The 26,086-nt window shown below is 64.9% G+C and carries 28 protein-coding genes, 1 tRNA gene and 1 riboswitch; of the genes, 17 read left to right on the top strand and 12 right to left on the bottom strand.

Annotated features, from left to right (window positions below; translation table 11 throughout):
• Positions 1 to 116: 116 nt before the first annotated feature.
• From E3T29_RS04620 to E3T29_RS04595, 6 genes are read left to right on the top strand one after another with little or no spacing between them, the layout of a single operon-like run.
• Entirely contained in the window at positions 117 to 1,163 is a 1,047-nt protein-coding gene (locus tag E3T29_RS04620; protein WP_134344277.1) for an ABC transporter ATP-binding protein, read from the top strand.
• A 39-nt stretch (positions 1,164 to 1,202) separates the two neighbouring features.
• Positions 1,203 to 2,402 carry an ABC transporter substrate-binding protein gene (locus E3T29_RS04615; protein WP_134344275.1) on the top strand — a complete coding sequence of 400 codons (1,200 nt, stop codon included), beginning with the start codon at positions 1,203 to 1,205 and terminating at the stop codon, positions 2,400 to 2,402.
• Positions 2,403 to 2,435: 33 nt separating this feature from the next.
• Complete coding sequence (locus E3T29_RS04610) at positions 2,436 to 3,362, top strand: ABC transporter permease (RefSeq protein WP_134344273.1); 927 nt, start codon at positions 2,436 to 2,438, stop codon at positions 3,360 to 3,362.
• 10 nt (positions 3,363 to 3,372) lie between these two features.
• Positions 3,373 to 4,173 (top strand): ABC transporter permease, encoded by an 801-nt coding sequence (locus tag E3T29_RS04605; RefSeq protein ID WP_134344271.1) that lies wholly within the window; start codon positions 3,373 to 3,375, stop codon positions 4,171 to 4,173.
• Positions 4,174 to 4,206: 33 nt separating this feature from the next.
• Positions 4,207 to 5,421 (top strand): DNA polymerase IV, encoded by a 1,215-nt coding sequence (gene dinB, locus E3T29_RS04600; RefSeq protein WP_134344270.1) that lies wholly within the window; start codon positions 4,207 to 4,209, stop codon positions 5,419 to 5,421.
• Between the two features lie 25 nt (positions 5,422 to 5,446).
• Complete coding sequence (locus tag E3T29_RS04595; RefSeq protein WP_105036459.1) at positions 5,447 to 5,773, top strand: hypothetical protein; 327 nt, start codon at positions 5,447 to 5,449, stop codon at positions 5,771 to 5,773.
• A gap of 57 nt (positions 5,774 to 5,830) precedes the next feature.
• On the opposite strand, the gene E3T29_RS04590 is transcribed toward E3T29_RS04595, so the two are convergent.
• Positions 5,831 to 6,118 (bottom strand): hypothetical protein, encoded by a 288-nt coding sequence (locus tag E3T29_RS04590; RefSeq protein WP_134344268.1) that lies wholly within the window; start codon positions 6,116 to 6,118, stop codon positions 5,831 to 5,833.
• A gap of 43 nt (positions 6,119 to 6,161) precedes the next feature.
• Positions 6,162 to 6,271: riboswitch (TPP riboswitch) on the top strand.
• A gap of 32 nt (positions 6,272 to 6,303) precedes the next feature.
• Here E3T29_RS04590 and E3T29_RS04585 point away from each other — a divergent pair.
• From E3T29_RS04585 to E3T29_RS04565, 5 genes are read left to right on the top strand one after another with little or no spacing between them, the layout of a single operon-like run.
• Positions 6,304 to 6,957, top strand: a complete 654-nt coding sequence (locus tag E3T29_RS04585; protein WP_134344266.1) for an ECF transporter S component — start codon at positions 6,304 to 6,306, stop codon at positions 6,955 to 6,957.
• Between the two features lie 4 nt (positions 6,958 to 6,961).
• Positions 6,962 to 8,485, top strand: a complete 1,524-nt coding sequence (locus E3T29_RS04580; protein ID WP_134344265.1) for an ABC transporter ATP-binding protein — start codon at positions 6,962 to 6,964, stop codon at positions 8,483 to 8,485.
• A 5-nt stretch (positions 8,486 to 8,490) separates the two neighbouring features.
• Positions 8,491 to 9,276 (top strand): energy-coupling factor transporter transmembrane component T, encoded by a 786-nt coding sequence (locus E3T29_RS04575; protein ID WP_174776400.1) that lies wholly within the window; start codon positions 8,491 to 8,493, stop codon positions 9,274 to 9,276.
• Positions 9,269 to 9,838 (top strand): AAA family ATPase, encoded by a 570-nt coding sequence (locus E3T29_RS04570; protein WP_241987634.1) that lies wholly within the window; start codon positions 9,269 to 9,271, stop codon positions 9,836 to 9,838. The genes E3T29_RS04575 and E3T29_RS04570 overlap by 8 nt, the downstream gene beginning before the upstream one ends.
• Positions 9,839 to 9,848: 10 nt before the next feature.
• Positions 9,849 to 10,109, top strand: a complete 261-nt coding sequence (locus E3T29_RS04565) for a hypothetical protein (RefSeq protein WP_092341140.1) — start codon at positions 9,849 to 9,851, stop codon at positions 10,107 to 10,109.
• A gap of 2 nt (positions 10,110 to 10,111) precedes the next feature.
• Here the strand turns inward: E3T29_RS04565 and E3T29_RS04560 are convergent, their stop codons facing one another.
• From E3T29_RS04560 to orn, 4 genes are all read right to left on the bottom strand, one after another.
• Entirely contained in the window at positions 10,112 to 11,401 is a 1,290-nt protein-coding gene (locus E3T29_RS04560) for a hypothetical protein (protein ID WP_134344259.1), read from the bottom strand.
• A 24-nt stretch (positions 11,402 to 11,425) separates the two neighbouring features.
• Positions 11,426 to 11,776, bottom strand: coding sequence for a metallopeptidase family protein (locus E3T29_RS04555; protein ID WP_134344258.1), 351 nt, complete (start codon positions 11,774 to 11,776; stop codon positions 11,426 to 11,428).
• 39 nt (positions 11,777 to 11,815) lie between these two features.
• Positions 11,816 to 11,891, bottom strand: a tRNA-His gene (locus E3T29_RS04550).
• A gap of 43 nt (positions 11,892 to 11,934) precedes the next feature.
• On the bottom strand, positions 11,935 to 12,609 hold the full coding sequence (orn, locus tag E3T29_RS04545; RefSeq protein ID WP_092341137.1) for an oligoribonuclease: 675 nt from the start codon (positions 12,607 to 12,609) through the stop codon (positions 11,935 to 11,937).
• Between the two features lie 124 nt (positions 12,610 to 12,733).
• On the opposite strand from orn, the gene E3T29_RS04540 reads away from it, so the two are divergent.
• Positions 12,734 to 12,952, top strand: coding sequence for a thioredoxin (locus E3T29_RS04540; RefSeq protein ID WP_240607393.1), 219 nt, complete (start codon positions 12,734 to 12,736; stop codon positions 12,950 to 12,952).
• A gap of 16 nt (positions 12,953 to 12,968) precedes the next feature.
• Here the strand turns inward: E3T29_RS04540 and E3T29_RS04535 are convergent, their stop codons facing one another.
• Positions 12,969 to 13,727, bottom strand: coding sequence for a FadR/GntR family transcriptional regulator (locus E3T29_RS04535; protein WP_134344256.1), 759 nt, complete (start codon positions 13,725 to 13,727; stop codon positions 12,969 to 12,971).
• 221 nt (positions 13,728 to 13,948) lie between these two features.
• Here E3T29_RS04535 and E3T29_RS04530 point away from each other — a divergent pair, with 221 nt between their 5' ends.
• Genes E3T29_RS04530 through E3T29_RS04510 form a run of 5 tightly spaced genes read left to right on the top strand, consistent with a single transcriptional unit; the run spans position 13,949 to position 20,549 of the window.
• Positions 13,949 to 15,460, top strand: coding sequence for an ABC transporter substrate-binding protein (locus tag E3T29_RS04530; protein WP_134344254.1), 1,512 nt, complete (start codon positions 13,949 to 13,951; stop codon positions 15,458 to 15,460).
• A 57-nt stretch (positions 15,461 to 15,517) separates the two neighbouring features.
• A complete protein-coding gene (locus E3T29_RS04525; protein WP_134344252.1) occupies positions 15,518 to 16,465 on the top strand; it encodes an ABC transporter permease in 948 nt (315 codons plus the stop codon).
• Positions 16,462 to 17,322 carry an ABC transporter permease gene (locus E3T29_RS04520; protein ID WP_134344250.1) on the top strand — a complete coding sequence of 287 codons (861 nt, stop codon included), beginning with the start codon at positions 16,462 to 16,464 and terminating at the stop codon, positions 17,320 to 17,322. The genes E3T29_RS04525 and E3T29_RS04520 overlap by 4 nt, the downstream gene beginning before the upstream one ends.
• Positions 17,319 to 19,088, top strand: a complete 1,770-nt coding sequence (locus tag E3T29_RS04515; protein WP_134344249.1) for an ABC transporter ATP-binding protein — start codon at positions 17,319 to 17,321, stop codon at positions 19,086 to 19,088. The genes E3T29_RS04520 and E3T29_RS04515 overlap by 4 nt, the downstream gene beginning before the upstream one ends.
• Positions 19,089 to 19,115: 27 nt before the next feature.
• Positions 19,116 to 20,549 carry an amidase gene (locus E3T29_RS04510; RefSeq protein WP_134344247.1) on the top strand — a complete coding sequence of 478 codons (1,434 nt, stop codon included), beginning with the start codon at positions 19,116 to 19,118 and terminating at the stop codon, positions 20,547 to 20,549.
• Between the two features lie 38 nt (positions 20,550 to 20,587).
• On the opposite strand, the gene E3T29_RS04505 is transcribed toward E3T29_RS04510, so the two are convergent.
• The 6 genes from E3T29_RS04505 to E3T29_RS04480 all read right to left on the bottom strand — a co-directional run bounded on the left by E3T29_RS04505 (position 20,588) and on the right by E3T29_RS04480 (position 25,949).
• Positions 20,588 to 21,376, bottom strand: coding sequence for an IclR family transcriptional regulator (locus tag E3T29_RS04505; RefSeq protein ID WP_134344245.1), 789 nt, complete (start codon positions 21,374 to 21,376; stop codon positions 20,588 to 20,590).
• A gap of 122 nt (positions 21,377 to 21,498) precedes the next feature.
• Positions 21,499 to 21,960, bottom strand: a complete 462-nt coding sequence (locus tag E3T29_RS04500; RefSeq protein ID WP_134344244.1) for an RbsD/FucU family protein — start codon at positions 21,958 to 21,960, stop codon at positions 21,499 to 21,501.
• 11 nt (positions 21,961 to 21,971) lie between these two features.
• The gene (locus tag E3T29_RS04495) at positions 21,972 to 22,730 is read right to left on the bottom strand and encodes an SDR family NAD(P)-dependent oxidoreductase (RefSeq protein WP_134344242.1); all 759 of its coding nucleotides are present in this window, start codon (positions 22,728 to 22,730) and stop codon (positions 21,972 to 21,974) included.
• Positions 22,731 to 22,768: 38 nt separating this feature from the next.
• Positions 22,769 to 23,701 carry a carbohydrate ABC transporter permease gene (locus tag E3T29_RS04490; RefSeq protein WP_134344240.1) on the bottom strand — a complete coding sequence of 311 codons (933 nt, stop codon included), beginning with the start codon at positions 23,699 to 23,701 and terminating at the stop codon, positions 22,769 to 22,771.
• Positions 23,698 to 24,534 carry a carbohydrate ABC transporter permease gene (locus tag E3T29_RS04485; protein ID WP_166792321.1) on the bottom strand — a complete coding sequence of 279 codons (837 nt, stop codon included), beginning with the start codon at positions 24,532 to 24,534 and terminating at the stop codon, positions 23,698 to 23,700. The genes E3T29_RS04490 and E3T29_RS04485 overlap by 4 nt, the downstream gene beginning before the upstream one ends.
• A 125-nt stretch (positions 24,535 to 24,659) precedes the next feature.
• The gene (locus E3T29_RS04480) at positions 24,660 to 25,949 is read right to left on the bottom strand and encodes an ABC transporter substrate-binding protein (RefSeq protein ID WP_134344237.1); all 1,290 of its coding nucleotides are present in this window, start codon (positions 25,947 to 25,949) and stop codon (positions 24,660 to 24,662) included.
• Between the last annotated feature and the right edge of the window lie 137 nt (positions 25,950 to 26,086).

Raw genomic sequence — 26,086 nt, 5'->3', positions numbered from 1 at the left:
CGGCTCATTTCAGGTTGTGACACGACCGTAACATCCCGGCGCACATTTATGACATCTAACTCCATATGATTAGCCTGTGAGTGAGCAGGGAGTCGTTGAATGAGTGAGGAGATCTCGTGACCGGTGCGCAGCCCGCCATCCGCTTGACCGGCCTGACCAAGTGTTTCGGCAGTGTCAACGCCGTCGACGGGGTCGAACTGGACATTGTCGAGGGTGAATTCTTCTCCATGCTGGGCCCGTCGGGGTCGGGGAAGACCACCGTTCTGCGCCTGATCGCCGGTTTCGAGCAGCCGACCAGCGGAACGATTTCGCTGCTCGGGCAGGACGTCACCGACCGGGCGCCGTTCGACCGCGACGTGAACACGGTGTTTCAGGACTACGCGTTGTTTCCGCACATGAGCGTGCTCGACAACGTGGCCTACGGGTTGCGGGTGCGCGGCGTCGCCAAGCGCGCCAGGCACGAACAGGCCCGGCAAGCCCTCGATACCGTGCGTTTGGGCAGTTTCGCCGATCGAAAGCCCAGCCAGCTCTCCGGCGGGCAGCGCCAGCGGGTGGCCCTGGCCCGGGCTACCGTCGTGCAGCCCAAGGTGCTGCTGCTCGACGAACCACTCGGCGCGCTCGACCTCAAACTGCGCGAGCAGATGCAGGTCGAGCTCAAGGAATTGCAGCGCAACCTCGGCATCACGTTCATCTTCGTCACCCACGACCAGCAGGAAGCCCTGACGCTCAGCGACCGCATCGCCGTGTTCAACGAGGGCAAAATCGAACAGCTCGGCACCCCGGCCGAGATCTACGAGCGCCCAGCTTCACCGTTCGTCGCGGCGTTCGTGGGCACCTCCAACATTTTCGATGACACCGTGTCGCAGACGATTCTCGGTCGCGCTGGCACGCACTCGGTGCGCCCGGAGAAGATCAGCGTGACCACCGAGAACCGGCCGCTTTCAGCCGATCGAACGGCCGCCGGCGTTCTCGCCGAGGTGATCTATGTCGGCAGCAGCACCCAGCTCATCGTCGACCTCGACGCCGGCACGCGGGTCGTCGTGCTCGAACAGAACGATGCGCACCGCGTGGCGACCAACGGGCGCGGCGCACGCGTCACCGTCGGCTGGAACGACTCCGACATCGTCACCCTCGCCCCACCAGTACTCACTTCCCACCCCTGACCGCACATCCCTGACCGCACCTCACGAATGGAGAAAGTCATGAAACGCAGTTCTACCCGTACCCGCTTCACCGCTGGCGCCCTCAGCGGCGTCGCGATCGTGTCGGTTGCCCTTCTTCTCACCGCCTGCGGTACCAGCCAGGGCGGCGGCACCGCTGCGCCGACCGAGGCTCAGGCCGAGCTCGGCGAGATGGAAGGCAGCGTCTCGCTGCTGGCCTGGCCCGGCTACGTCGAAGACGGCAGCAACGATCCAACGGTCGACTGGGTCAGCGCCTTCGAAGAGAAGACCGGCTGCACGGTCACCAGCAAGACCTACGGCACCTCCGACGAAGCCTTCAGCCTCATGAAGACCGGTGACTACGACGTCGTCGCGGCCTCCGGTGATGCCTCCCTGCGGCTTGTCGCCGCGGGGGACGTGGCCCCGGTCAACACCGACCTCATTCCCAACTACGCGGGCATCTTCGACTTTCTGAAGATGCAGTCCTGGAACAGCGTCGACGGTGTCTCCTACGGCATTCCGCACGGCTATGGTGCCAACCTGCTCATGTACAACACGGAGGTCGTGACCCCGGCACCCACGTCGTGGAATGTCGTCTTCGACAAGTCGTCCGACTACAAGGGTGCGGTGACCGCCTACGATTCGCCGATTTCGATAGCGGATGCCGCGGTCTACCTCATGGCTCACCAGCCGGAACTGGGAATTAAGAACCCGTACGCGCTCGACGAAACGCAGCTGGCGGCATCCGTTGAGCTGTTCAAGAACCAGCGCATTAACGTGGGCGAATACTGGTCGGACTACCTCAAGGAGGTGCAGGCCTTCGAAACCGGCGACACCGTGGTCGGTACCACCTGGCAGGTCATTCGTAACTCGCTCGCTGAGGGTACCCCGGCCGAAGTCGTGCTGCCCGAGGAAGGCGCGACCGGCTGGTCGGACACCTGGATGATCGCCGCAGGCGCGAAGAGCCCCAACTGCGCCTACGCCTGGCTGGACTACATCGCGAGCCCCGAAGCCAACGCGCAAGCCACCGAGTACTTCGGTGAGGCACCGTCCAACGCCGGAGCCTGCGACTTCACGGTCAACCCCAACCACTGTGCCAGCTACCACGCCGGCGACGCCGACTACGCGGCGCAGATCTGGTACTGGTCGACACCGATCGCGGAGTGCCTCGACGGGCGCACCGACGTGCAGTGCACCGATTACTCCGACTGGACCACCGCCTGGCAAGAAATCAAGGGCTAATCCGCCTGCTCGAGTCAGACAGAAGGAAGAATCATGACGGTTGACGCTCCCGCGCCACCCACCCGCCGGGCGGTGGTGCCCCAGCACCGTCGCACCATCGCCCGGCGGGGCTCGGTCTTTCTCAGCCGGCACCCACGACTGCGGCTGTCACTGCTGCTGAGTGCCCCCCTATTCTGGCTCGGCCTGGTCTACGTCGCGGCCCTCGCCGCACTGCTGATCACCGCCCTGTGGACGGTGGACTCGTTCACCGGGCAGATTTCGCAAACCTGGACCCTCGACAACATCGTGGCGGTGCTCACCGGTTCGCTTTACCAAACCGTCACGCTGCGCACGGTCGGCGTGGCGCTGCTGGTCACGATCATCGACATTGTGGTCGCGCTTCCAATCGCGTTCTACATGGCCAAGGTGGCGAGCCCTAGCGCCCAGCGGATTCTTGTGATCGCCATTCTGATGCCGCTCTGGGCGAGCTACCTGGTGAAGGCGTACGCCTGGCGATCGGTGCTCTCCCAGGGTGGAATTTTCGAATGGCTGGTGTCGCCGTTTGGCGGGCACAGTCCCGGTTACGGTCTGCCGGCAACGATCATCACCCTGTCCTACCTGTGGTTGCCGTACGTCATTCTGCCGATCTATGCGGGACTGGAGCGGGTGCCGGATTCACTGCTGGAGGCATCCGGTGATCTTGGCGGGGGTACCTGGGCGACGCTGCGCCTGGTAGTACTGCCCATGATCTGGCCGGCGATCATTGCCGGGTCGATCTTCAGTTTCTCGCTGTCGCTCGGTGACTACATCACCGTAAATATCGTCGGCGGGGCCAACCAGATGCTCGGCAACCTCGTCTACACCAACGTGGGGGCCGCGAACAACCTGCCGCTCGCGGCCGCGATCGCGCTCATTCCCATTTTGATCATCTTCGCCTACCTCGCCGCCGTGCGGCGCACGGGCGCACTCAACAACCTGTAGGAGCCCTGCCATGCGTCTGAGTCGCCCCGCCCGTGGTCTGCTCGCGGCCATCACGGCCGTGGTGCTGGCCCTTATCTATCTGCCCTTGCTCGTGGTCTTCGTGAACTCCTTCAGCACCAGCCAGAACCTCACCTGGCCGCCGCCGGGCTTCACCTTGGAATGGTGGGCCAAGGCGTTTCAGAGCGACGGTGCCCTTGACGCGGTGCTGACCAGCCTGCAAGTGGCCCTGGCCTCGACGGCGGTGGCGCTCGTGCTCGGCACGCTCATCTCGCTCGGGCTGCAACGCTTCGAATTCTTCGGCCGGGATGCCATCAGCCTGCTGGTCATCCTGCCTATCGCGCTGCCCGGCATCGTCACCGGCATCGCCCTGAACAATGCCTTCCGTACCGGACTCGGCGTGCAACTGTCGATTCTGACGCTCATCATCGCCCACGCCACGTTTTGTATCGTGACCGTGTTCAACAACGTGATCGCCCGGCTGCGGCGCCTCGGCACGAGCCTCGAAGATGCCTCGTCGGATCTCGGCGCCGGAATCTGGACCACGTTTCGCCTGGTAACCTTTCCCCAGTTGCGGTCAGCCCTGTTCGCCGGCGGCCTGCTCGCCTTCGCCCTGAGCTTTGACGAGATCATCGTGACGACGTTCACCGCCGGATCGAGTGTGAAGACCCTGCCGTTGTGGATTCTGGACAACCTGTTCCGGCCCAACCAGGCGCCGGTCGTCAATGTCATCGCCGTGGTGCTCGTGCTGGTTTCGATCATTCCCATCTACTTCGCGCAGCGCATTGCCGGCGCCGAAAAGGTTGTGCGCTAGCCGTTCGTGACCGGAACGGGTTAGGGTTTTTCGGTGGGCAGACAGGACGGCAGTGGGCGGCAGATTTCGGCGGACGACGTCGATGACCGTTCAGCGACGGTGCTGCACGTTGACCTCGATGCGTTCTTCGTGTCGGTCGAGCTGCTGTCGCACCCCGAATACGTACGCCTGCCGGTGATCGTGGGCCACCGCGGGGGTCGGTCGGTCGTCACGGCGGCCAACTATATTGCGCGGCGCTACGGCGTGAACTCAGCGATGCCGATGGCACTCGCCCTGCGGCAGTGCCCGAACGCGATCGTGCTCGAGCCGCACATGGGCCTCTACCGGGACTATTCCACCCGGGTGATGAGCATTTTCGACGACGTCACCCCGCTCGTGGAACGGCTTGGTATCGACGAAGCCTTCCTCGACGTGGCCGGCGCAACCAATCTGTTCGGCTCCCCGGCCGTGATCGGCGAACTCATCCGCGCGCGGGTGCTCGCCGAGACCGGGCTGGTCTGCTCCGTCGGCGCGGCATCGACCAAGTTCGTCGCGAAGCTTGCCTCCGGCCTGTCCAAACCCAACGGGCTGCTCGTCGTTCCGGCCGACGAAACGATCGAGTTCCTGCATCCGCTGCCCGTGACGGCCCTGTGGGGCGTGGGGGCGGCCACCGAGCAGACCCTGACCCGCCTCGGTCTGAAACTCATCGGCGACATCGCGCACGCGCCGCTGGACGTGCTGAAAAGGACGCTGGGGGAGGCATCCGGTCACAAGTTGTTCGAGCTGTCCTGGGGGCGTGACCCGCGTTCGGTGACGCTCGAGCGGGAGGAGAAGAGCGTTGGCCACGAGGTCACGTTTGAGCACGACGTGACCGACATTGACCGACTGCGCAGCGAGTTGCTGCGGCAGTGTGACCTCGTTGCGGCACGGCTGCGGAGGGGCGATCTGGTGGCCAGGCGCGTGTCACTCAAGCTGCGCTACACCGATTTCAGCACGGTTACCCGTTCGCGCACCCTCGCCGAGCCCAGCAATGTCGGGCGGCGCATCTACGAGGAGGCCGTGGCCGCGTTCGACCTACTGGCCGCGTCGGGCATCCGCGTGCGCCTGATCGGGGTGCGGGCCGAGCAGCTGGGTACGGCGTCGGGATCGGTGGGGCTGTGGGATCCCGACGAGGATTGGCGGGGCGCCGAGCTGGCGGTCGACTCCGTGACCGAGCGATTCGGGGCGGGAATCGTGCGTCCGGCCTCGTTCTTCAAGCCTCGCCCATAAGGCACGAGTCGGCTACCCTGTTGGAATGACCAGCCTTCCGGAAAAACTCGCAGAAACGTTCCGTTCCGCCGGTGTGAAATCGGCCTACGGTGACCCCGTGCAAATCGACGGCGTCACCCTCGTACCCGTTGCGCTCACCTATTACGGCTTCGGCGGCGGCGACGCCGGTGAGGGCGGTGCCGGATCGGGCGGAGGTGGGGGCGGAGTGTCGCTGCCGATCGGCGCCTACGTGAAGTCGGGCGGTACCGCCCGATTCGAGCCGAATGTCATCGCGCTGCTCGCCGTCGGCGTGCCGTTCCTGCTCGTGGCCGGCCGCGCCCTGGCCCGGGTGATCCGGGCCCTGAAGAAGTAGCCGCCCCCGGCTGATGTTGCCCGTGGACGGGGCCCAGACCCCGTCCACGGGCCCAGTTTATAGACTGGGCCCGTGGTTATAAGGTGGGCCCGGGCGACTGCCGCGCGGCTTGCGCGCAGAGCGGGAGCGGCGCGGCCAGCGCGGCCGACGCGCGAACCGACCCGCGAACCCGCCCTGCGTGAACCGACGGCGCAGCCAGCGTGGCAGCCGACGCCGCAGCCAAGCCGGAAAGTGCCACGGGCCGCTCACCGGCAGGCCCGCAGCGATACGACGGCGGCGCAGAATGAAGCGGCGCATCAATACGAGGTATAGCGCTGCCAGCACGAGCAGAATGCCGATGCTCATCTCGTGGTCCCCATGCCACAAGTCTAAGCGGGGCACTAGAATTGAACACGATCACGGGAGTCCGGTACACCGGGCTGAGAGGAAGCTGACCAAGCTTCGACCGTCGAACCTGATCTGGATCATGCCAGCGCAGGGAGGCTTCTCGATCCCGTGCCCTGTATTCACCTACGGAAAGGGCACGAACAGTGCACGCTACAACGACATCATTCAATCAGTCCAGCCGCGACGCATCGACGGCGAAAAAGCCGCGCAACTTTCGCTGGCGCGTCGTCGACATCGTCGTCGCGAGCGTCATTGGCGTTGCGAGCGGCGTCATCTTCTGGGCCTGGGGCCTCGCCTGGTCGCCGCTCAGCGCGATCCTCACGTTCACGCCCGGCCTCGAAGGCCTGTTGGCCGGCGGCTGGTTGTTTGCCGGAGTGCTCGGCGGCCTCATCATTCGCAAGCCCGGTGCGGCCCTCTACACCGAGGTCATCGCGGCCGTCGTATCGATGCTGATCGGCACCCAGTGGGGCTTCTCCACGCTCATCTGGGGCATCGTCGAGGGCCTCGGCGCGGAGATCGTGCTGGCCCTGTTCTTGTACGCCAACTGGCGTCTCGGCGTCGCCCTCCTCGCCGGCGCCGGCGCCGGCGTGGCCGTTGGGCTGCTCGACACGACCGTCAGCTATGCGGCACTGGATATCGGTTTCAAGGCCGTCTACTTCGTATCCGCTGTCGTATCGGGCACTGTGCTCGCCGGGCTGTTGTCCTGGCTTGCCGTGCGCGGCCTGGCCCGCACCGGCGCGCTCAGCCGATTCGCCGCCGGCCGGGAAGGTTCGCGCGCACCCGCCGCGATCAGTTAAGCGGATGCCAGCCCCTCGGTCGCACGCGTCCGCTCCCGGCCCGCAGATTCGGCCCGTGCAGATCGAAGCCCGAGGCTGGGGCTGGCGCCATGCCGGACGTCACAACCAAGCGGTGTCGAGGCTCGACCTGCGGATCGAGCCCGGCGAACGGGTCTTGCTGCTCGGGGCCAGCGGCGCTGGCAAGAGCACCCTGGTGCACGCGTTGGCCGGAGTGCTCGGCGCCGCCGAGGACGGCGACGAGACGGGCAGCCTGCTCATTGACGGCAGGCGCGCGGCCGCGGCCCGGGGTCGGGTCGGACTCGTGCTGCAGGACCCGGACTCCCAGGTGGTACTCGCCCGGGTCGGCGACGACGTGGCGTTCGGCTGCGAGAACCTGGCTGTTCCGCGGGCAGAGATCTGGCCGCGCGTGCGGCGTGCCCTTGCCGAGGTCGGTCTGAACCTGCCGCTCGACCATCCCACGTCGAGCCTGAGTGGCGGCCAGAAACAGCGCCTGGCCCTGGCCGGTGTGCTCGCCATGCAGCCCGGACTGCTGCTGCTTGACGAACCGACCGCGAACCTCGACCCGGTCGGGGTCATCGAGGTGCGTGACGCCGTCGTGCGCTCCCTCGACCATTCCGGGGCCACCTTCGTCGTCATCGAACACCGCGTTGAGGTCTGGCAGGACGTCGTCGACCGCGTCATCGTGCTCGACCCGGCCGGCGGTGCGCTGGCCGACGGGCCGACGCGCGAGATTCTCGCCATCCAGGGCGAGCGACTGGCTCAAGCCGGCGTCTGGGTGCCAGCCCTGCCACCCCGGTTTCCGGTGCGGCACCCGATCAGCAATCCTCAGAGCCTGTTGCGGGCCGAGGGACTCGCGGTCGGGCGTGTTCCGTTTGGCCGACGCGCGGCATCCGTCGTCGCTGACGGAATCACCCTCTCCGTCGACGCCGGCACGGCCACCGTCGTGACCGGGCCGAACGGCGCCGGCAAGTCCACCCTCGCCCTGACCCTGGCCGGTCTGTTGAAACCGGCCGGCGGAACGGTGCGCGCGAGCGACAGCCTGGCGGCTGGCATCCCGGCTGAGCCGCACCGGTGGCGCTCCCGGCAGCTGCTCACCCGCATCGGTGCCGTCTTCCAAGACCCCGAGCACCAGTTTCTGGCCGCCACGGTGCGCGGCGACCTGACTATCGGCCCGCACGCCCTCGGACTGAGCCCGGCTGAGCAGACCAGCCGCGTCGACGAGCTCATGCACCGGCTGCGGCTCGACCACCTCGCCGACGCCAACCCGTTCACCCTGTCCGGCGGCGAAAAGAGACGGATGTCCGTCGCCACCGTTCTCGCCACCCGCCCTCGCCTGCTCGTGCTCGATGAGCCGACGTTCGGGCAGGATTCCCGTACCTGGCAGGAACTTGTGGGCCTGCTCGCCGAGCTGCTCGACGAAGGCACCGCAATCGTTGCGGTCACCCACGACGCCCAGTTCGTCAGCGCTCTCGCAGATGAGGAGTATCGACTCGGCACGCCGATCACTCTGGGGGTGGCCAAGCCGTGAGCCTGATGACCCCCAGCATCCGCCCCAGCGTGGTTGCCCGCCTCAACCCGGTGGCCAAGCTCGCCGTTGCCCTCATCGTGAGCTGTGCACTGCTGCTGTCGATCGACTGGGTGTCGGCGGGCGTGGCCCTGCTGCTCGAGGCCGTGCTACTCGCCTGGTGCGGCCTGAGCGCCCGCCAATTCTGGCTGCGCACGGCGCCGGTCTGGATCGCAGCGCCCATGGCATCGATCACGACGATTCTTTACGGTGAAGACTCCGGCGCGCTGCTCTGGCAGTTCGGCTTCATCTCGGTGACCGAGGGCTCCGCCCAGCTGGGTCTGGCCATCGGGCTGAGAGTACTCGCGATCGGCCTGCCCGGCATCGTTCTGCTCGCCACGACCGACCCGACCGATCTCGCCGACGGCCTGGCCCAGGTACTGCGCCTGCCAGCTCGGTTCGTACTCGGCGGACTGGCTGGGCTGCGACTCGTGGGCATGTTCATCGACGACTGGCATTCGCTCGGACTTGCGCGGCGAGCCCGCGGGGTCGGCGATGGCGGCGGTCTGCGCGGCGCCGCCCGCCGGTTCTTCGGCCCGGCCTTCTCCCTGCTCGTCATCTCGGTGCGACGCGGCAGCAAACTGGCCACGGCCATGGAAGCCCGCGGCTTCGGCAGCGACGAGCCCCGTACCTGGGCCAGGCCATCGCGCGTTCGGGCAGCGGATGCCGCTCTCGTCGCCACTGGATTCGCCATCGCCGGCATCGCCATCGGCGTCGCGGTGTGGGCAGAGACCTGGAGCTTTATTCTTGCCTGAAGCCAGCCCCAATATCAACTCGTTGCTGGCACCGCTGCTGCGAGCCCTGGCCGCGGCCGGACCGAACCCGGTCGTGCTCATCGACGGACCGAGCGGCGCCGGCAAGAGTACCCTCGCTGACGCTCTCGTGGCCCACTGGCCGGGCGCGAACACGCCGCAGCTGGTGCGGATGGACGACATCTACCCAGGCTGGGACGGCCTCGACGCGGCGGTCGAGCACCTGCACCGGTGCATTCTCCATCCCCGATACAGTGGTAGCCCCGCGGCCTGGCAGCGTTACGACTGGGCCGTGAACGAGCCGGCGGAGTGGCATCCGCTTGACGCCGCCCGACCGCTGATCGTGGAGGGCTGCGGAACCCTCGCCGCCCGGCACGAAGCGCTCAGCGACGTGCGTGTCTGGTTTGCGGCGGACGACGAGTTGCGCAAACGGCGCGCGCTGGGTCGCGACGGCGAAGCCTTTCGAAGCCACTGGGACCAGTGGCAGCAGGAATGGGTCAGCTACCTCGCGCGGGAAACGCCCGAGATTCGGGCAACGGTTCGCCTCCAGGCCACACGGGACTAGATTGGGTTCCATGAGCCCAGACAGTGACACCCCGACCCTGTACATCGCCGAGTTCATCGACGGGCCGCTTGAGGGTCAGATCGATTCCCGCGCGCTCGTGCGTGGAAAACACGCGCCCCGCATCAGCATGGTTGCCGCCGTCGGCGGCCTCGAGTCGGTGTTCTGGTACGACGAGGTCGACGAACGTGACGTGAGCGGGCAACTCCGCGTACGGTACGCCTTCGACCAGGGCGACAGCGACCCCATCGACACCGAGGTTGAGCCGCTGTAGAACTACTGGTCGAGCAGGGCCGTGATCATCACGATCGGATGCAGCAGCCGCCAGCCCGGCCCCGGGTCGGCGATGCCCTGGTCCAGTTTCAGCGCCGCCGAGAGTTTCTCCCCGGCAACGGTGAGCCGCACCTGGCCCACGTTCGCGCCGGTGCGGGCCGTGGCGAAGTCCTTGAGCTCGACCGTTGCGGCCTCGGGAGTCGCGGCCTGCCAGGCGTAGCGGGTGCGCGACACCCCGACCACGGCCGAGGCCTCATCGCCCCACGCCGATTCGAACGTGGCATAGGCATCGCCGGCGGCCAGAACCGGCAGCGGCCCCACGCCAGCCCGCGCGCTCGCCATGAGGGCGGTCAGGTCTGCCGTGAGCGCATCATAGGTCGGCTCACCGATAAACGCACCGGAGAACGTGAAACTTGAGGCGCCGTCACTGACCGTGGCGGTGAACAGAAAACAGACCCCGGCGGCATCCGTATAGCTGCGCGAAACGCCCGTGATGCCCTCCTCGGGCAAGTACGACGTCGTATTCTGCACTCCGCGACGGTTCGCCAAAGCGGTTGCAGGACTGGCCAGCATCGAAGACACGATCGGGTCGGTCGCGGCCAGGCCGGCGAGGTGGGCCAGATCAGTGGCGGTTCCGGCGCTCGCATCGTGCAGCCCGGTGGCGTCGACGACGGCGGTGCCGGTCAGCCCGTTGTCGGACAGCCAGGCGTTGGCAGCCACCACGTAGGCGTCGACCGAACCGAACGCCCAGCGGGCCACGGTATCGGCGTGATTGTTGCTCGATCCGAGCAGCAGCGCCTGCAGTAGCTCGAGTTCGGTCCACTGCTCGTCGGCGAAGACAGCGACCGAGCGCGCTCCGGCCTTGTCGTAGTCGAGGTAGCTCTGAAAATCGGCGGCCGTGAGCGTCACGATCGGGCCAGACTCGCCCGCCACAATCGGTTTCGCGTCGAGAACGACGAGGGCGGTCACCACTTTGGCAATGGAGGCCATGGGAAGCGCCTCGGCCGTGCCCGCGACCGCGATCGGTGCCGAAGGTTGCGAACCCTCCGCGCTGGTTGACGTCGTGCCGGATGCGTCGCTGGTCGTGGCGGCGAGCACGGTGATTGCGCTCGCGCCGTTGGCGGGAAGCACCGGGGGAGTGGGTGCCGTGGCCGTGACGGCGGGCGTGACCATGGTGGCGGTGACCGGTGGCAGGGGCCCCAGCAGCGTCGCGGGGCCGTAGACGCCGATGCCGAGGATCACCACGGTTCCGACCAGAATGCCAACGAGACGGCCGGGACGGAAGGAGCTCATTCTTCAAGGCTAGACCGCTCGGAGTCAGCCCCAGCCGAGTTCGTGCAGCCTGTCGTCATCAATGCCATAGAAATGGGCGATTTCATGCACCAGGGTGATGTGAATTTCATCGTGCAGGTCGTCCAGGGTTTCGCAGATCGCCAACAGCGGCTCACGATACAGCACAATACGATCGGGCATCTCACCAAAGCCGTACTGGCCGCGCTCGGTGAGGGCGACCCCGTCATACAGGCCCAGGATGTCGAGGCTGCCGTCTTCGGGACGGTCTTCGACCACGAAGATCACGTTGTCGAGCCCGTCGACCATGTCGTCGGGCAGAAGATCGAGTTCGTCAACGACGAGGCGCTCGAATTCGGACGCGTCAAGTTGTAACATCGCGGCCTGCCTTCGACGCCCGACAAGCCAGTGTTTCATTGGGGTGAGTAACGGGGATTGAACCCGCGACCTCCTGGACCACAACCAGGCGCTCTGCCAACTGAGCTATACCCACCATGCGTCCCCACGATTTCACGCGGGGCAACTCAGCAATCCTATTACACCTCGGAGGCGAATAAGTGCACAACTTCGGCCGCGTGCGACTTGGCCTCGTCACTGGTCGGGCCAGGGTCGGCCACGAACACCGTCTGACGGTAGTACGCGAGCTCGCGAATTGATTCAAGAATGTCGGCGAGGGCGCGGTGGCCCCCGTCTTTCGCCGGGGCGTTGAAGTACACCCGCGGGTACCAGCGTCGGGCGAGCTCCTTGATTGAGGACACGTCGACGTTGCGGTAGTGCAGCTGGTTGTCAAGGCGCGGCATGTAGCGGGTGAGGAAGGCCCGGTCGGTGCCAATGGAGTTGCCGGCCAGCGGGGCCTTTTGCTCGGACGGGATGAACTTCAAGACATATTCGAGAACCTGGAACTCGGCCTCGGCGGCGCTGACGCCGCCCGGAATCTCGGTGATCAGACCAGAGGAGGTGTGCATATTGCGCACGAAGTCGCCCATGTTTTCGAGGGCGGAGTCATTGGGCTTGATTATGATGTCAAGGCCGGGGTCAAGCACATTGAGGTCGTAGTCGGTGATGACGACGGCAATCTCGACGAGTTCGTCGCGGTCCAGGTCGAGCCCGGTCATCTCGCAATCGATCCAAACCAGTCGGTCGGGGCTTTTCGACGTCGGGGAGGTCGCGGGGGATGTTGTCGGTGCTGTACCAGTCGTGCTGTTCGTCATGCGTCGAGTCTACCGGTGGCCTGCGACAGGGCCTGTAAACTTGAGGGCTACCGATGTTCAACGCACCACCTGCGAGGCCCTGATGGAATTCACACTGTATTCGTCGTCATTTTGCGAACCGTGCATGCAAACGCGCGCGGTTCTCGCCGAGGCGAAACGGCTGGTTCCCGGCGCGACGGTGCGCGAGATCGACGTGGCCGGTGAACCCGAGCAGGCCGAGGCGCTGCTCATTCGCAACACTCCCACGGTCATCATCACCAACGGTGCCGGTGCCGAGGTTTTTCGTGCGGCGGGTGTTCCCACCCTCGCGCAGGTGCTCGTCGCGGCCGCCAAAGCGCTCTGACGTTTACGGCTCTGGGTCACGCTCCCGCTACGCCGCCCTGCACTGCCCGGCCCAACGGAGAGATGACATCGCCGTAGTACTCGATCACGAATGACCGCGCCAGCCGTCCGGCCGTGGGCCCGTCGCCCGCGGAGATCGCGGCCAGAATTTCCCGGTCGTGGGCCAGCGACAATTCCATCTTGGCCGCCGAGTCGGGTGAACGATCGAGTCCGCCGGTGACCATGTCGATGAGCGCTCCGCGGGTTGCCTCCCCGCAGATCTGCATGAGCTGGTTGTCACTGGCGGCCCACACGCTGGCGTGGAACGCGACATCCGCTCGGCTGAAGGCGACCGGACCGTGCGCGATCTCTGCCTGCATGGCGTCTACGGCGGCGCGCATCGCCTCCAGCTGCTCCTCGGTGCGGTGCTGCGCGGCCAGGGTGCAGGCGGCGTCCTCCAGCATGATGCGAAACTCCACGAGCTCCGACAGTGCGATGGTTTCCAGGCGCACCAGACGGTTCACGGTCTTGGTGAGAATGGCCGGAGACGCTTGCAGAACCTCGGGTCCGCGCGGGTCGCCGGGCCGCGAGCGCACCAGCCCTGTGCTCTCGAGTACGCGCAGCGCCTCCCGGATGGTCGACCGGCTGACTTCGAAGGTGAGCATCAGCTCGCGCTCGCTTGGCAGGCGATCGCCGGGGCGGAGGTCGCGTGTGCTGATGGCTGACTCGATCTGCTCGACGACGCGTTCGTAGGCTTTGACAGTTTTCACGGCGGTAAATGCGGCTTTGTGAGTCATTGGCACTCCCTCGAGGTTGCGACCGGCGTCATAGAACTGGCGCCAATTGAAGCGGTGTCAATATCGGGGTCGATCTTGACGATCTGAGATCTACATGTAAAGCTGACTTTGGTACAGAGTGTACTGGTCTGACCATGTATTTCTCCGGTATGGACAGCACATTTCCACAGTATTTCTGGCCGCTCATTTTCGGGCCAGCCGAACCAGAGGGGCACGTTCGAATGAGGGCACACACCCGGCGAAGCCTGTTCGCCAGCATTGCCACGGTCATGGTTGCGTCGATGGCCCTGGTCGGTTGTTCCACCGGTTCGACGACCGCCGAGGGGGAGCCGGACACATCGTTGACCGTTGGTCTGCTGGCCACGCCCGGCAACCTCGACTACACCACGACCGCCGGTGCCGCCATTCCACAAGCACTGCTCTACAACGTCTACGAGGGACTGGTGAAACTCGACAACGACGGCACCATCATCCCCTTGCTCGCCACATCCTGGACCGTCAGCGACGACGGCCTGGTCTATGACTTTCTGCTGCACGAGGGCGTGACCTTTTCCGACGGGTCGCCGTTCACGGCCGAGAGCGTCAAGTTCAGCCTGGAACGGGTCAAGGACAACTGGACCGCCAACGGGCCGGCCTACCTTGATCCGATCGCCAGCATCGAGGCCGTCAGCGACACCGAGGCGCGCATCACCCTGTCAAAGCCGAGCAACAGCTGGCTCTTCAATATGAGTGGTCCGGTCGGCACGATGTTCACCGAATCCGGAATCGCTGACCTGGCCACCGCCCCGGTGGGCACCGGGCCGTACACGGTCAGCTCGTTCAAAACCGGGGACAGCCTCGTGCTTGCCGCCAACACCGACTACTGGGGCGAGGCCCCCTATATGACCGACGTCACCCTGCGTTACTTCACCGACGCAACAGCGCAGACCAATGCCCTGCTGAGCGGAGACATCAACCTCATCTCGGGCATCTCGCAGTTTCAGCTGGTCGACCAGTTCAAGGCCAACGCCGACTTCCAGGTGCTCGAGGGCGCCAGCACGGGCGAGGTTACCCTGTCGATGAACAACGCGAGCGACGCATTCAGTGACGTTCGGGTGCGGCAGGCGGTCATGTATGCGATCGACCGTCAGGCCGTCATGGACACGGCGAACAGCGGTTACGGCCTGCTGATCGGCTCCATGGTGCCGCCGACCGACCCCTGGTACGACAAGAGCCTGGCCGATCTGTACCCCTACGACCCCGAGAAAGCCACCGAACTGCTCGACGAAGCCGGAGTCAGCGACCTGACTGTGGCCTTCAAGATTCCCAACCTTCCGTACGCCGTGGCCGGGGCGCAGGTCGTCAAGGACCAACTCGCCAAGGTGGGCATCACCGCCAACGTGACGGCCCTCGAATTTCCCGCCGTGTGGCTCGATGACGTCTTCTCGGGCCACGACTACGACATGTCGCTCATCATGCACAGTGAACCTCGTGACGTGACCGTCTTCGCCGCGCCCACCTACTACGCGGGGTACAACTCGCCCGAGGTGATGACCAAATTTGCCGAAGCGGATGCCGCCGACCCGGCCACCTACATCGAACTGATGAAGGAGGCCACGACCAGCATGGCTGAGGAAGCCGCCGCTGATTGGCTCTATCTGCAGCCGGCCATCTCCCTCGCCGACGCTGACCTGCTCGGGGTGCCCAAGAACACGCCGAGCCTCGCGCTGGACCTGTCGACCATCGCACGATAGGGCGAGGTTGCCGGAACGCGTACGGTTGGTGTTCCAAGAAACAGTCAGAGGAAAGTTATGGTTCTTGTGGTTCTGCGCCGCATCAGCGTGTTCGCCACCACGGTCGTCGTGGCCTCAATCGTGACGTTCCTGATGCTGTCAATTCTGCCCGGCAACGCCGCACGCATCGCCCTGGGCGTGCAGGCGAGTGAAGCGGATGTTGCAGCGCAAGCCACACTCATGGGTCTCGACCGCCCCGCGATCGTGCGCTACCTGGACTGGTTCGGCCACGTGCTCATCGGCGACTTCGGCACCTCCACTGTGTCGCGTCAGCCGATCGGGCCCGAAATAACGGATGCCCTCGGCATCACCGTGATCCTGGTGCTGACCAGCGTCGTGCTCGCCCTGCTGTTTGCGATCCCGTTCGGAATCCTGACCGCAGTCAGGCAGCGAAAGCCCGACGGAGCGATTCTCTCCGGCATCAGCCAGATCGGCGTCGCCGTGCCGGGGTTTCTGGCCGGGATGCTGCTCGTCACCGTCTTCGCCGTGACGCTCCGCTGGCTACCGGCGGGCGGCTGGGTCGACCCCGGCGAGGACGTCGGCGGATTCCTCGAGCACCTGATCCTCCCCGCGATCGCCCTCGGCAGTGTGCAGGGCGCCGTGCTCAGCCGCTACGTGCGCTCATCCGTTTTGGAGGTCATGCGGGAAGACTTCATCCGCACCGCCAGGGCCAAAGGCCTCGGCGCGGGGCGGGCACTGTTTCGGCACGGGCTGCGGAACGCTGCCGTTCCGGTGATGACCGTGCTCGGCCTGCAGATCGCCACCCTTTTGGTCGGCGCCGTCGTGATCGAGCGGGTGTTCAGCATTCCCGGCCTCGGCAGCCTGCTGCTCGACAAGGTCGCCCTGCGCGACCTGCCCGCAGTGCAGGGCATCGTGCTCGTACTGGTCGTGTTCGTGCTGGCGCTGAACTTTCTGGTCGACCTCGCCTTCACGCTGATCGATCCCCGACTCCGGAGCGCCACATGACCGTCATCAAGCCAAGGACGCCGACGCGACGTGCTGCCGGTCACAGCGGCCGAGCCACGCTCTGGGTCGGACTCGTACTCATCGGCCTCGTCGTGCTGGCCGCCGTCGTCTCGGCTTTCTGGACCCCGTTCGACCCGGAAGGGGTCTTCTCCGATTCCATCCTGCGCCCGCCCGGCGCCGAACATCTGCTGGGCACCGACAGTTTCGGGCGAGACGTCTTCAGCTCCATTCTGCGCGGCGCACAGATCTCACTGCTCGTGGGCACCGTCGCGGTCGGGATCGCGGCCGTGCTCGGCGTGCCGTTCGGCATCGTGGCCGGCATGAATCCCGGCCGACTCGACCAGTTCATGATGCGCGGCAACGACATCTCGCTCGCCTTCCCGGCCCTGCTGCTCGCAATCATCTTCGGTGCCATCTTCGGCGCTGGTACCGTCACGGCCATGGTGGCCCTCGGCATCGGCACGGCACCGGCGTTCGCCCTGATCGCCCGCAGCGGCACCATGCAGATCATGAGCCGCGAATACGTGCAGGCCGCCCGCGCCTCGGGCAAGAGCGGCCTCTTCATCGGCATGCGGCACATTCTGCCCAATATCAGCGGCATGCTCATCGTGCAGGCGTCGGTCTCCTTCGGCATCGCCGTTCTCGCCGAAGCCGCCCTCTCCTATTTGGGGCTCGGCACGCCGCCGCCGACCCCGTCGTGGGGCCGCATGCTGCAGGATGCCCAGGGTTATCTGTTCATTGAACCGCTGCTCATCGTCTGGCCGGGAATCGCCATCGCCATCGCGGTGCTCGGCTTCAACCTGCTCGGGGATGGCCTCCGCGATCGCTTCGACCCCAGAATGCAGGTGAATCGATGACCGTGCCTACCCTCAGCGTGAACGACCTCCGGGTTGCTTCGCCATTCGCCGAGCTGCTGCACGGCGTCAGCTTCGATATCTCCGCCGGCGAACGGGTCGGCCTGATCGGGGAATCTGGGTCGGGAAAGTCGCTCACCGCGACCTCCGTTATGGGGCTGCTGCCGGAAACCCTCACGGCCACCGGCACGATCCGGCTGAACGGGGTCGACGCCGACCTGCTCACCGCGCCCGAACGCCGCCTGAACCAATTGCGCGGCACCACCATGGCCATGGTTTTTCAGGAACCGATGACCGCCCTGAACCCGCTCATGCGGGTCGGCACCCAGGTTGCCGAGATTATGACGGTGCACCATACCGAAACCGGGCGGCGCCAGGCTCGGCAGCGGGCCGTTGAGCTTCTGGCCCTGGTCAAACTACCCAACCCTGCCGAGGCGGCACTCGCCTTTCCGCACCAGCTCTCCGGCGGGCAACGCCAACGGGTGATGCTGGCGATGGCCATGGCCAACGACCCGCTTTTGTTGCTCTGCGACGAACCGACCACGGCCCTCGACGTCACGGTGCAGGCCGAGGTTCTGAAGCTCATCGGCAACCTCGTCACCGAGCGCGGCACCGCGCTGCTGCTGATCACCCACGACATCGCCGTGGTCGCCGACGTCTGCCAGCGGGTGCTCGTGATGTACCGGGGCGAGATCGTCGAAGACGGGCCGGTGGGGCGTGTGTTGACCGCGCCGCAGCATCCGTACACACAGAAACTGATCGCGGCCTCCGACCTCTCCTCGGTCGACGATCGCGGCCGCCTGCACACCATGTCGATGCCGGTCGTCGGCAGGCCACCCGCGGCAGTATCCGCGCCCCGCCAGATTCACACGGATGCCGCCGCCGCGGTAATCCGGCCGCCGCACCGCGCCGCCCACCAGCGCCTCGAGCCGGGCGGCCCGCCGGTGATCTTCAACGAGGTGACCGGTGCGTCCGCCATCTCGGTGCGCAACCTCAGCCGGCAGTACCGACGACGCGGCGGCGGACTGTTCGCACCGGCACCCATCGTGCATGGTCTGCGCGACGTGTCCTTCGACGTGGCCGAGGGTCAGCGGTTCGGCATCGTGGGGGAGTCCGGCTCCGGCAAATCCACCCTCATGCGCATCCTCTGCGCCCTCGACCAACCGACGACCGGCACGGTCGACGTGCTCGGGCAACCCATCGCGGGCGCCTCCGAACGGCACCTGCGCGACTTTCGCAGCCAGGTGCAGATCGTGTTCCAGGACCCGATGGGGTCCCTCGATCCGCGCATGAAGGTGCGTGACATCGTCGCCGAACCCCTGCGCAATGTCAATCGGGCCGAGGCCCTCGCCCGGGTCGAAGCCCAGCTCAATGCGGTCGGGCTCGACGCCGACGTGATGCACCGGCATCCGCACCAGTTCTCCGGCGGCCAGCGGCAACGCATCTCCATTGCACGGGCCCTCATCACCAGGCCCCGGGTTTTGGTGGCCGACGAGGCGGTCAGCGCCCTCGACGTATCGGTGCGCGCCCAGGTACTGAACCTGCTCGCCGACCTGGTCGATGAATATCAGCTCACTCTCGTGTTCGTCTCGCACGACCTCGGCGTCATCCGCCACCTCTGCGACACCGTAGCTGTCATCTCCGACGGACGCATCGTCGAATGCGGGCCCACCGCCGATGTCTACGACGGTCCGCTGCACCCGTACACGCGCCAACTGGTCAGCGCTACGCCGTCCATGGACGAGCTGGCCCGCCGCGTCGCCCCCTGAAGCCGCACCTGACCCATTGGAGATGCCATGATCGAGACCGCGCCCATCGAATGCCTGCCGGCGACCGAGCTCGTAGCGCGCTACCGCAGCGGCGGCCTCTCCCCGGTGGAGGTGACGCTTGCGGTACTCGACAAAGCCGAGCGACTGCAGCCCGAGTTGAACTGCTTTTGGGGCCTCGATCGGATCGGAGCGCTCGATGCGGCCGCGGCCAGCGAACGGCGGTGGGCGGCTGGGCATCCGCTCGGCACCATCGACGGCGTACCCACCAGTATCAAGGAAAATGTGGCCGTGCGCGGTTTCAGCCAGCCGTCCGGCACCGCCGCCAAGTTCGACGCCGTCGTCGCGACCGAAGACGGGCCGAGCGCCGCACGCATCCGCGAGGCCGGCGGGGTCATCTTCGGCGTCACGGTCATGCCCGACTACGGCATGCTCTCCTCCGGCGTGTCGAGCCTGCACGGAATCACCCGCAGCCCCTGGAACCCGGCCTGGACCGTCGGCGGATCGAGCGCTGGCGCGGGCGCTGCTGCCGCCGCCGGAATCGGTCCGCTACACACCGGCTCCGACATCGGCGGCTCCCTGCGACTGCCGGCCACCTGGCTGGGGCTCGTGACCCTGAAACCGAGTTTCGGCCGTATCGCTGTTGACCCGCCGTACATGGGCCGGGTGGCCGGGCCGCTGACCAGAACAGTGGATGACGCCGCCCTGCTCATGGGCGTGCTCACCAAGCCAGACCCGCGCGACTACACCAGTCTCGGCGAGCAGAACCTGGACTGGACCGACGTGCACTGCGGCGGCGACGGGGTCGCGGGACTGCGGGTCGGGTACCACCTGGCCGGCGGAGCGGGTATGGCGACCGACCCGGAAGTGGCGGCATCCGTTTTGCAGGCGGTGGAACGCTTCGCAGCGGCCGGCGCGATCGTGGAGGAGATCGCCCCGCCGATGACCGAGAAGTACCTCGCCGACCTCGACCTGTTTCTGCGGGTGCGTTCCCTCGCCGACTATGAGGTGCTCCAACCGGCCCGGCAGGCGATGGTTCTCGACTTCATTCGGGACTGGGTGCTGGGTGGCGCTGGCGTGTCGGGCACCGAGGTGGTGCGGTGTTACCAGAGCATTCAGGACCTGCGCGCGGCGACCGTCGCGGCCACGGCGCCGTATGACGTCGTGCTGTCGCCGGTGTCACCGGTCGCCGCGTTTCCGGCGGAGTGGCCAATGCCGACCAATGATGCGGCCACCTCGCTCGACCACATCGCGTTTACCGCGCCGTACAACTTCTCGGAGCAGCCGGCCAGCTCGGTGAACTGCGGGTTCACGGCCGACGGTCGTCCGATCGGGCTGCACATTGCCGGGCGCCGGTTCGAAGATCTGGCGGTTCTGCGGGCCACCCACTGGTACGAGCAGGCGCGTCCGGCGGCGGCCAAACCGGTCTGGCCGTTTCATACCGTGGGTCAGCTGGCGCGCTAAGCGTTCGGCGGGCCTCGAGCAGCCCCCGCCCACGTGGACTACTCGTCGGTCAGGGGCTCGTCGCTGGCCTCGTGGTTCCCACCGGGCGGGCGCCACCCGAGTTCCATGGAGATTGTTGTTGTTGTCGCCAGTAGTTCTGGCAGCAGCTCTCTGAGCTGAGTCAGATCCGCCTTGTTCTTGAACGCCGTGACGGAAATGCCTCCAACGACGGCGTTCGCGTGGTCCCAGACCGGCGCTGCGATGCAATTGGTGAAGGATTCAAACTCGCCGTCGTCCGTTGCCCAACCCTGCTCCCGCACGGTTGCCAATAGAGCCAGGAAATCCTTCTTGGCGGTGATGGTGGTCGGGGTGAACTTCTCAAAGGTCGCTTGAGCGATGATGGCGTCACGCCGTTCGGGCGGGAGGTTGGCCAGTGTTGCCTTACTCACGCCTGCGGTGTGAATGACGACGAAATCGCCAATCCGCGTGTTGAGACTGATGGCCTGCGCCGGTTCGATCTTGTCGACGTAGATGATGTGGTCGCCTTGCGGGACGGCGAATTGGATGGTGTGACCGAGCCGATCGCCCAGTGCAACAATGTGCGGATGAACGACGCTGCGCAGATCGAATTGGTCGAGGGCACGTTGTGCGAGTCCTGCCAATCGAAAGCCCACGCCGTACCGCCCGAGTTCATCACGGCGCACGAAACCGCCCGCGGTCAGGGTTTGCACTAAACGCAGCGCCGTGGTGCGATGAACACCCATTTCCGCAGCGACCTCTTTGAGTTCACGTGGGCGCACGCTGCAGAATTCGAGAATTTCGATAGCGCGCCTGACTGTTTGGCTCATCCGTCCATCTCCCGATTCAACTCCGCCGACAGCCCGGAACACTGATGGCTATTGCCTTCACCGGGCGTGCCCGGTGCGGGTACGACGATCGTGTCGCTCCATCTCATGTTACCGATTCACCGTCACCGCGTCGGTGCCCCTGTTTCGGGCCGCCACCGGGGAGTCGATCCCAGTACGCCCACCGTCAGGAGCACGTTCGCGAACCGTCGGACGTCGCCGGTGACGATGCACAGGGCCAGGTCGGGTGATCGCGCAACAGTGTAGAACGCGAAGCGATCCACGAAATCGGCGGTGACCATCCCCGCGATGGTTTCGACGACCTCGTCCTGCACCTGGCTCGGAATGGCGTCGGGCGCCGGACGAATCATGGTGATTTTCTCCACCGGGATCGACTCTAGAATCAGGCATAGGACATCGGGAACGGTGGGCACTCCCGCCTCCAGATTGAGGTGGACCGTCTTGGCGTTGGGACCGACGGCCGTGCGCGCCGGATAATGCCCGTCCGTGATCAGCACGGTTGATCCGTGGCCTGCTCCAGCCAGCGCGCCAAGAATCTGTGGATGAATAAGTCGCGACGTGATCATCAGGCCGTCGCCTAGGCGAAGTATGCTCCGCCGTTGATGTTCACGGTCGTGCCAGTCACGAACGCCGACAGCTCAGACGCGAGCCAAAGAGCTGGACCAGCCACATCCGCTGGAATGCCGGCGCGCTGCAGCGGAATTGTGCTGAGGGTGACCCGTTTCGATTCCGCGGTCGTGAACGTGTCGTGGAAGGGGGTCGCCTCGATGAAGCCGGGGGCCAGTGCGTTGACAGTGATGTTCCGTGGCGCCACTTCCTTGGCTAATCCGCGGGTGAATCCGAACATGGCTGCCTTGGACGCTGCATAAGCCGTTGCGCCGCTGTGTGCACCGTTGATTCCGGCGAGAGAGGCGACGTTGATGATGCGTCCGCCATCTCGGATGAACGGCATCGCGTAGTGGGTGGCCAGAAATGTGCTGTCGAGGTTGGTTGCCATGACCGTTCGCCACAGTTCGAAGCTCATCTCGCCAATGCTGGAACGCTGGACGAGACCGCCGACATTATTCACGAGAATATCGAGGCCACCCAGATCGCGATTAATTAAACCGAGTGCTGCCTGCACCGCGCTTTCATCGGTTGCCTCGAGGCCGACGGCCACGAGCGGCGAGCCGGTCGCTGCCTCGATCCGGTTGACGAAATCATCGTCTGGCGCGTGCGTACGGTATGTTACGGCGATTCGGGCACCGGAATCGGCAAACTGTAGGGCGATCTCTCGACCGATTCCGACACCCCCACCGGTGATCAGGGCGGTCTTGTTTTCGAGAAGCTGCGTCATAGTGTTCCTTTTGTCTGTTGGTTGGAAAATGTGGGTGGCTATTTCATGCCGCTCATCGCGACGCCCTTGACGAGGTACCGCTGCAGGGTGATGAACAGAATGATCGTCGGAATCATGCTGATCATGGTCGCGGCGTTGATCAGGTTCCACTGGTTGAACTCGCCCCCGGCAAAGTTGACGAGTCCAACAGTGACGGTATACATCGACTCGTTCTGGGCCACGAGCATCGGCCAGAGAAAGGTGTTCCAGGTGAACATGAACTTGATGATGATGAACACCACGATTGCTGGCGCCACCATCGGTGTGATGATCCGGATCAGAATTCGTAGGTCGCTCGCACCGTCAACCCGGGCCGCCTCGACATAGCTGTAGGGAATACCCTCCATGAATTGGCGCAGAAGGTAGAGTCCGAGAACAGTGAACAGATCGGGAAAGGCCAACCCGACATAGGTGTTGGTCAGGCCTGCGCCGGAGATCATCAGGTACATCGGAATCACGAGTGCTTCCTGCGGAACCATGAACAGCGCGAGCACCACGAGAAACAGCGGTTCTTTGAATGGAAAGGTGAAGTAGGCGAAGGCATATGCTCCGAGGAGCGCGATAACCAAGCTCGTGACGATTCCGATCCCGGTGACCACGAACGAGTTGACGATGTATCGACCGAAGTCGTATTGCGCGAAGAGCTGCACGTAATTGCTGAAATTGAAGAAGTTGTCCGGCAGCCACTTCACCGGGAGCTGAAGGATCTCCTCGGGAGCCTTGAGCGATGACAGGGCCACCCAGGCCAGAGGCAGGAGCATGATGAGGCTGCCGAGGAGCAGGGCCACAAAGAGCCCGACTTGTTTGATGGATCCGGTGGTGCGGCGCCGAGGCCGACGGCGAGCCGTGACGGCGCGCTGGTCTGTGCCGGCACCAGTGCTGCGCCGTTCTGTGGTCGGAGAAGCGGATGCGGGATCGATCTGGGTGGTCACTCTGAGATGTCCTTCGTGAAGACCTTGCGGATGATGCCGGTGACGAGCACGAGGAAGACGAACAGCACGACAACGTAGACGGCCGACTCACCCCAACGATCGAGACGAAAGGCGAGCTCGTAAATTTCCATCACCATGGACCGGCTGGAGCCGACCGGCCCACCGCTCGTCGCTACGAAAGGAAGTTCGAACAGCTTTAACGCATTCATCACCTCAACGCTCGCGACCAGGACCAGCTGCCGGTTGAGCAGTGGCAGGGTCACGGACCACAGCAATCTGATGGGTCCCGCGCCATCCAGGCGGGCTGCTTCGTAGTACGAACGATCAATCGCGTTCAACCCGGCAAGCAGAATGATGACGTTGAATCCAAGCCGTGCCCACACATACATGACGGCGAGGGAGGGGATAGATTGGGCTTCTGACGTGAGCCATTCCTGCCCGGAAATACCCAGACCGCCCAGGATGTCGTTTGCCAGGCCGTAGGCGGGATTGAAGATCCACAGCCAGACGAAGGCGACGGCGGTGAGGGAGGCGACGACCGGAGCAAAGTAGAGCGCGCGCACCAGGCTTGCTCCCCTCGTGATCGTCAGGGCGTTGAAACCCAACGCGACGACGAGCGAGAGGACTATTCCGATCGGTACCGTCAGAAATGTGAAGTAGACGGTGTTCCCGGCTGCGTTGAGAAAACGATCACTCGTGAGGACGGACGTGTAATTGTCCAGCCAGATGAAATCGCGCCGGCCGATAACCGACCAGTCGTAGAAGCTGATCAAAATGTTGTAACCGAGCGGGATGATGAACAACAAGACGACGAAGAAGAGAGTCGGCGCCAAGAAAGCATAGGCACGGATAGTACTTCGACGTGACTTGGCTGATCTTGACTTCACCGCTGGACGGGTCGAAGGCGGTGCCACGGAGGGTTCTGTCGTGGGGGAGATCGTCGTGACCACGACGCACCCTACCGCTCGCCGCGTTCCAGAAGTGAATCCACCTCGGCTACGGCACCGTCGAGGCTCTCTCGCACGTCGGCCCCCTGCAGAGCGGCTTCGATGGCGGCTCCGATCGTCACGGCGATCTGGTTTGTGTACGGGGCATCGTAGGTCGGGCCGGCGCCCTCACTGATCTGTCTTTCGACCGCATTGAAATCACTGCGCTCCGTCACCCACGGGTCGGAGAAATTTTCAGTCCACACCGGCATGTAGCCCTCGAGTTGGGCGAGCTCCAGGTCGAGCTCCGGATCGGAGACTGTGCGCATCCAGTCCCAGGCGATGTCTTTGTTGGGGCTGTTGTCGTTGACCATCCAGGCCCAGTTGAAGAGCAGGCTCACCTGCGGGTAGCCTGCTTCACCATCCGGATAGGGAACGACGGCAAAGTTCACCTGCGGCGCATTTTGTTCCAGCCAGCCCTCGTACCACCCTTCGCGAAAGGTCATGGACGAGAGCCCCTGGGCGAAGGTGTCGTCCGGCACGCCGAGTTCAAGGCTGGACACCTGATCCTTCTCAACGAGGTCTTGCATGTACTGAATTCCGGCGACGGTCTCATCGCTGTTGAGGAAGCCTTCTGCGGTTGACTGGTCCTCGGCATAGAGGCGGCCTCCAAAAGCGTGAATGTACGGGAGGGCTTTGTCAACGATTCCGGTCGGGTTGCCCGAATAACGCAGCGCCATGCCGTTGCGTGTGACCTTGTCGCCGTCCCGGATGGCCAGCGCCTGCGCATACTCGCGCAGTTCCTCAAAAGTCTGGGGCGGATCGGCCGGGTCCAGCCCTACCTCGACGAACTGGTTCTGGTTGTAGTAGAGCTGCATGCCCAAGTCGGTGCTGACTGGGTAGCCGTGCCAGGCTCCGTCGATCTGAAAGTTCTTGCTCGTGACGGGAGTGAGCTTGTCGTCCCACAGCGTTTGAAGGTCGTCGGGGGCTTCGGCGGCGATGCCCAGGGCGCCGCCGTAGTACGACACTTGCCCCATGAAAATATCGGGTGCGTCCCGTCCGCTGGCAAAGCCAGCGTTATACCGGGCCTCGTACTGTCCGTAGGGGATATCGACGTACTCGACGGTCACGTTCGGGTACTTCTTCTCAAAGTCGGCGACGTTGTCCTGGTAAAAGGACGTCGTCTTGCGCCACTGGTCCTGAGGGTTCCATACCCGAATCGTGGCCTCCCGCTCTGCATCGGCCGGCGCGGGAGTGCACGCCGTCATCGACACCGCGATAAGCGCCGTGGCCACTGCTGTCGCTATCCGCTTGTTCCGCATAAGTCCTCCTTGACTTATTCAGGAGTGAGCGTTCGTCGCACACCCTGTGCAACATTCGCACATGTAAGAAAAATAGTGGATGTGCTGGCGCCTGTCAATAGAGGGACGCGAAGTCACGAATGCCTCAACGCCGCTGT

Origin of the sequence: Cryobacterium sp. TMT1-66-1 (assembly GCF_004403435.1) — a bacterium.
Taxonomy (GTDB): domain Bacteria; phylum Actinomycetota; class Actinomycetes; order Actinomycetales; family Microbacteriaceae; genus Cryobacterium; species Cryobacterium flavum.
The sequence above is the reverse complement of the archived record's forward strand: the minus strand, read 5'-3'. Positions and strand labels throughout refer to the sequence as shown.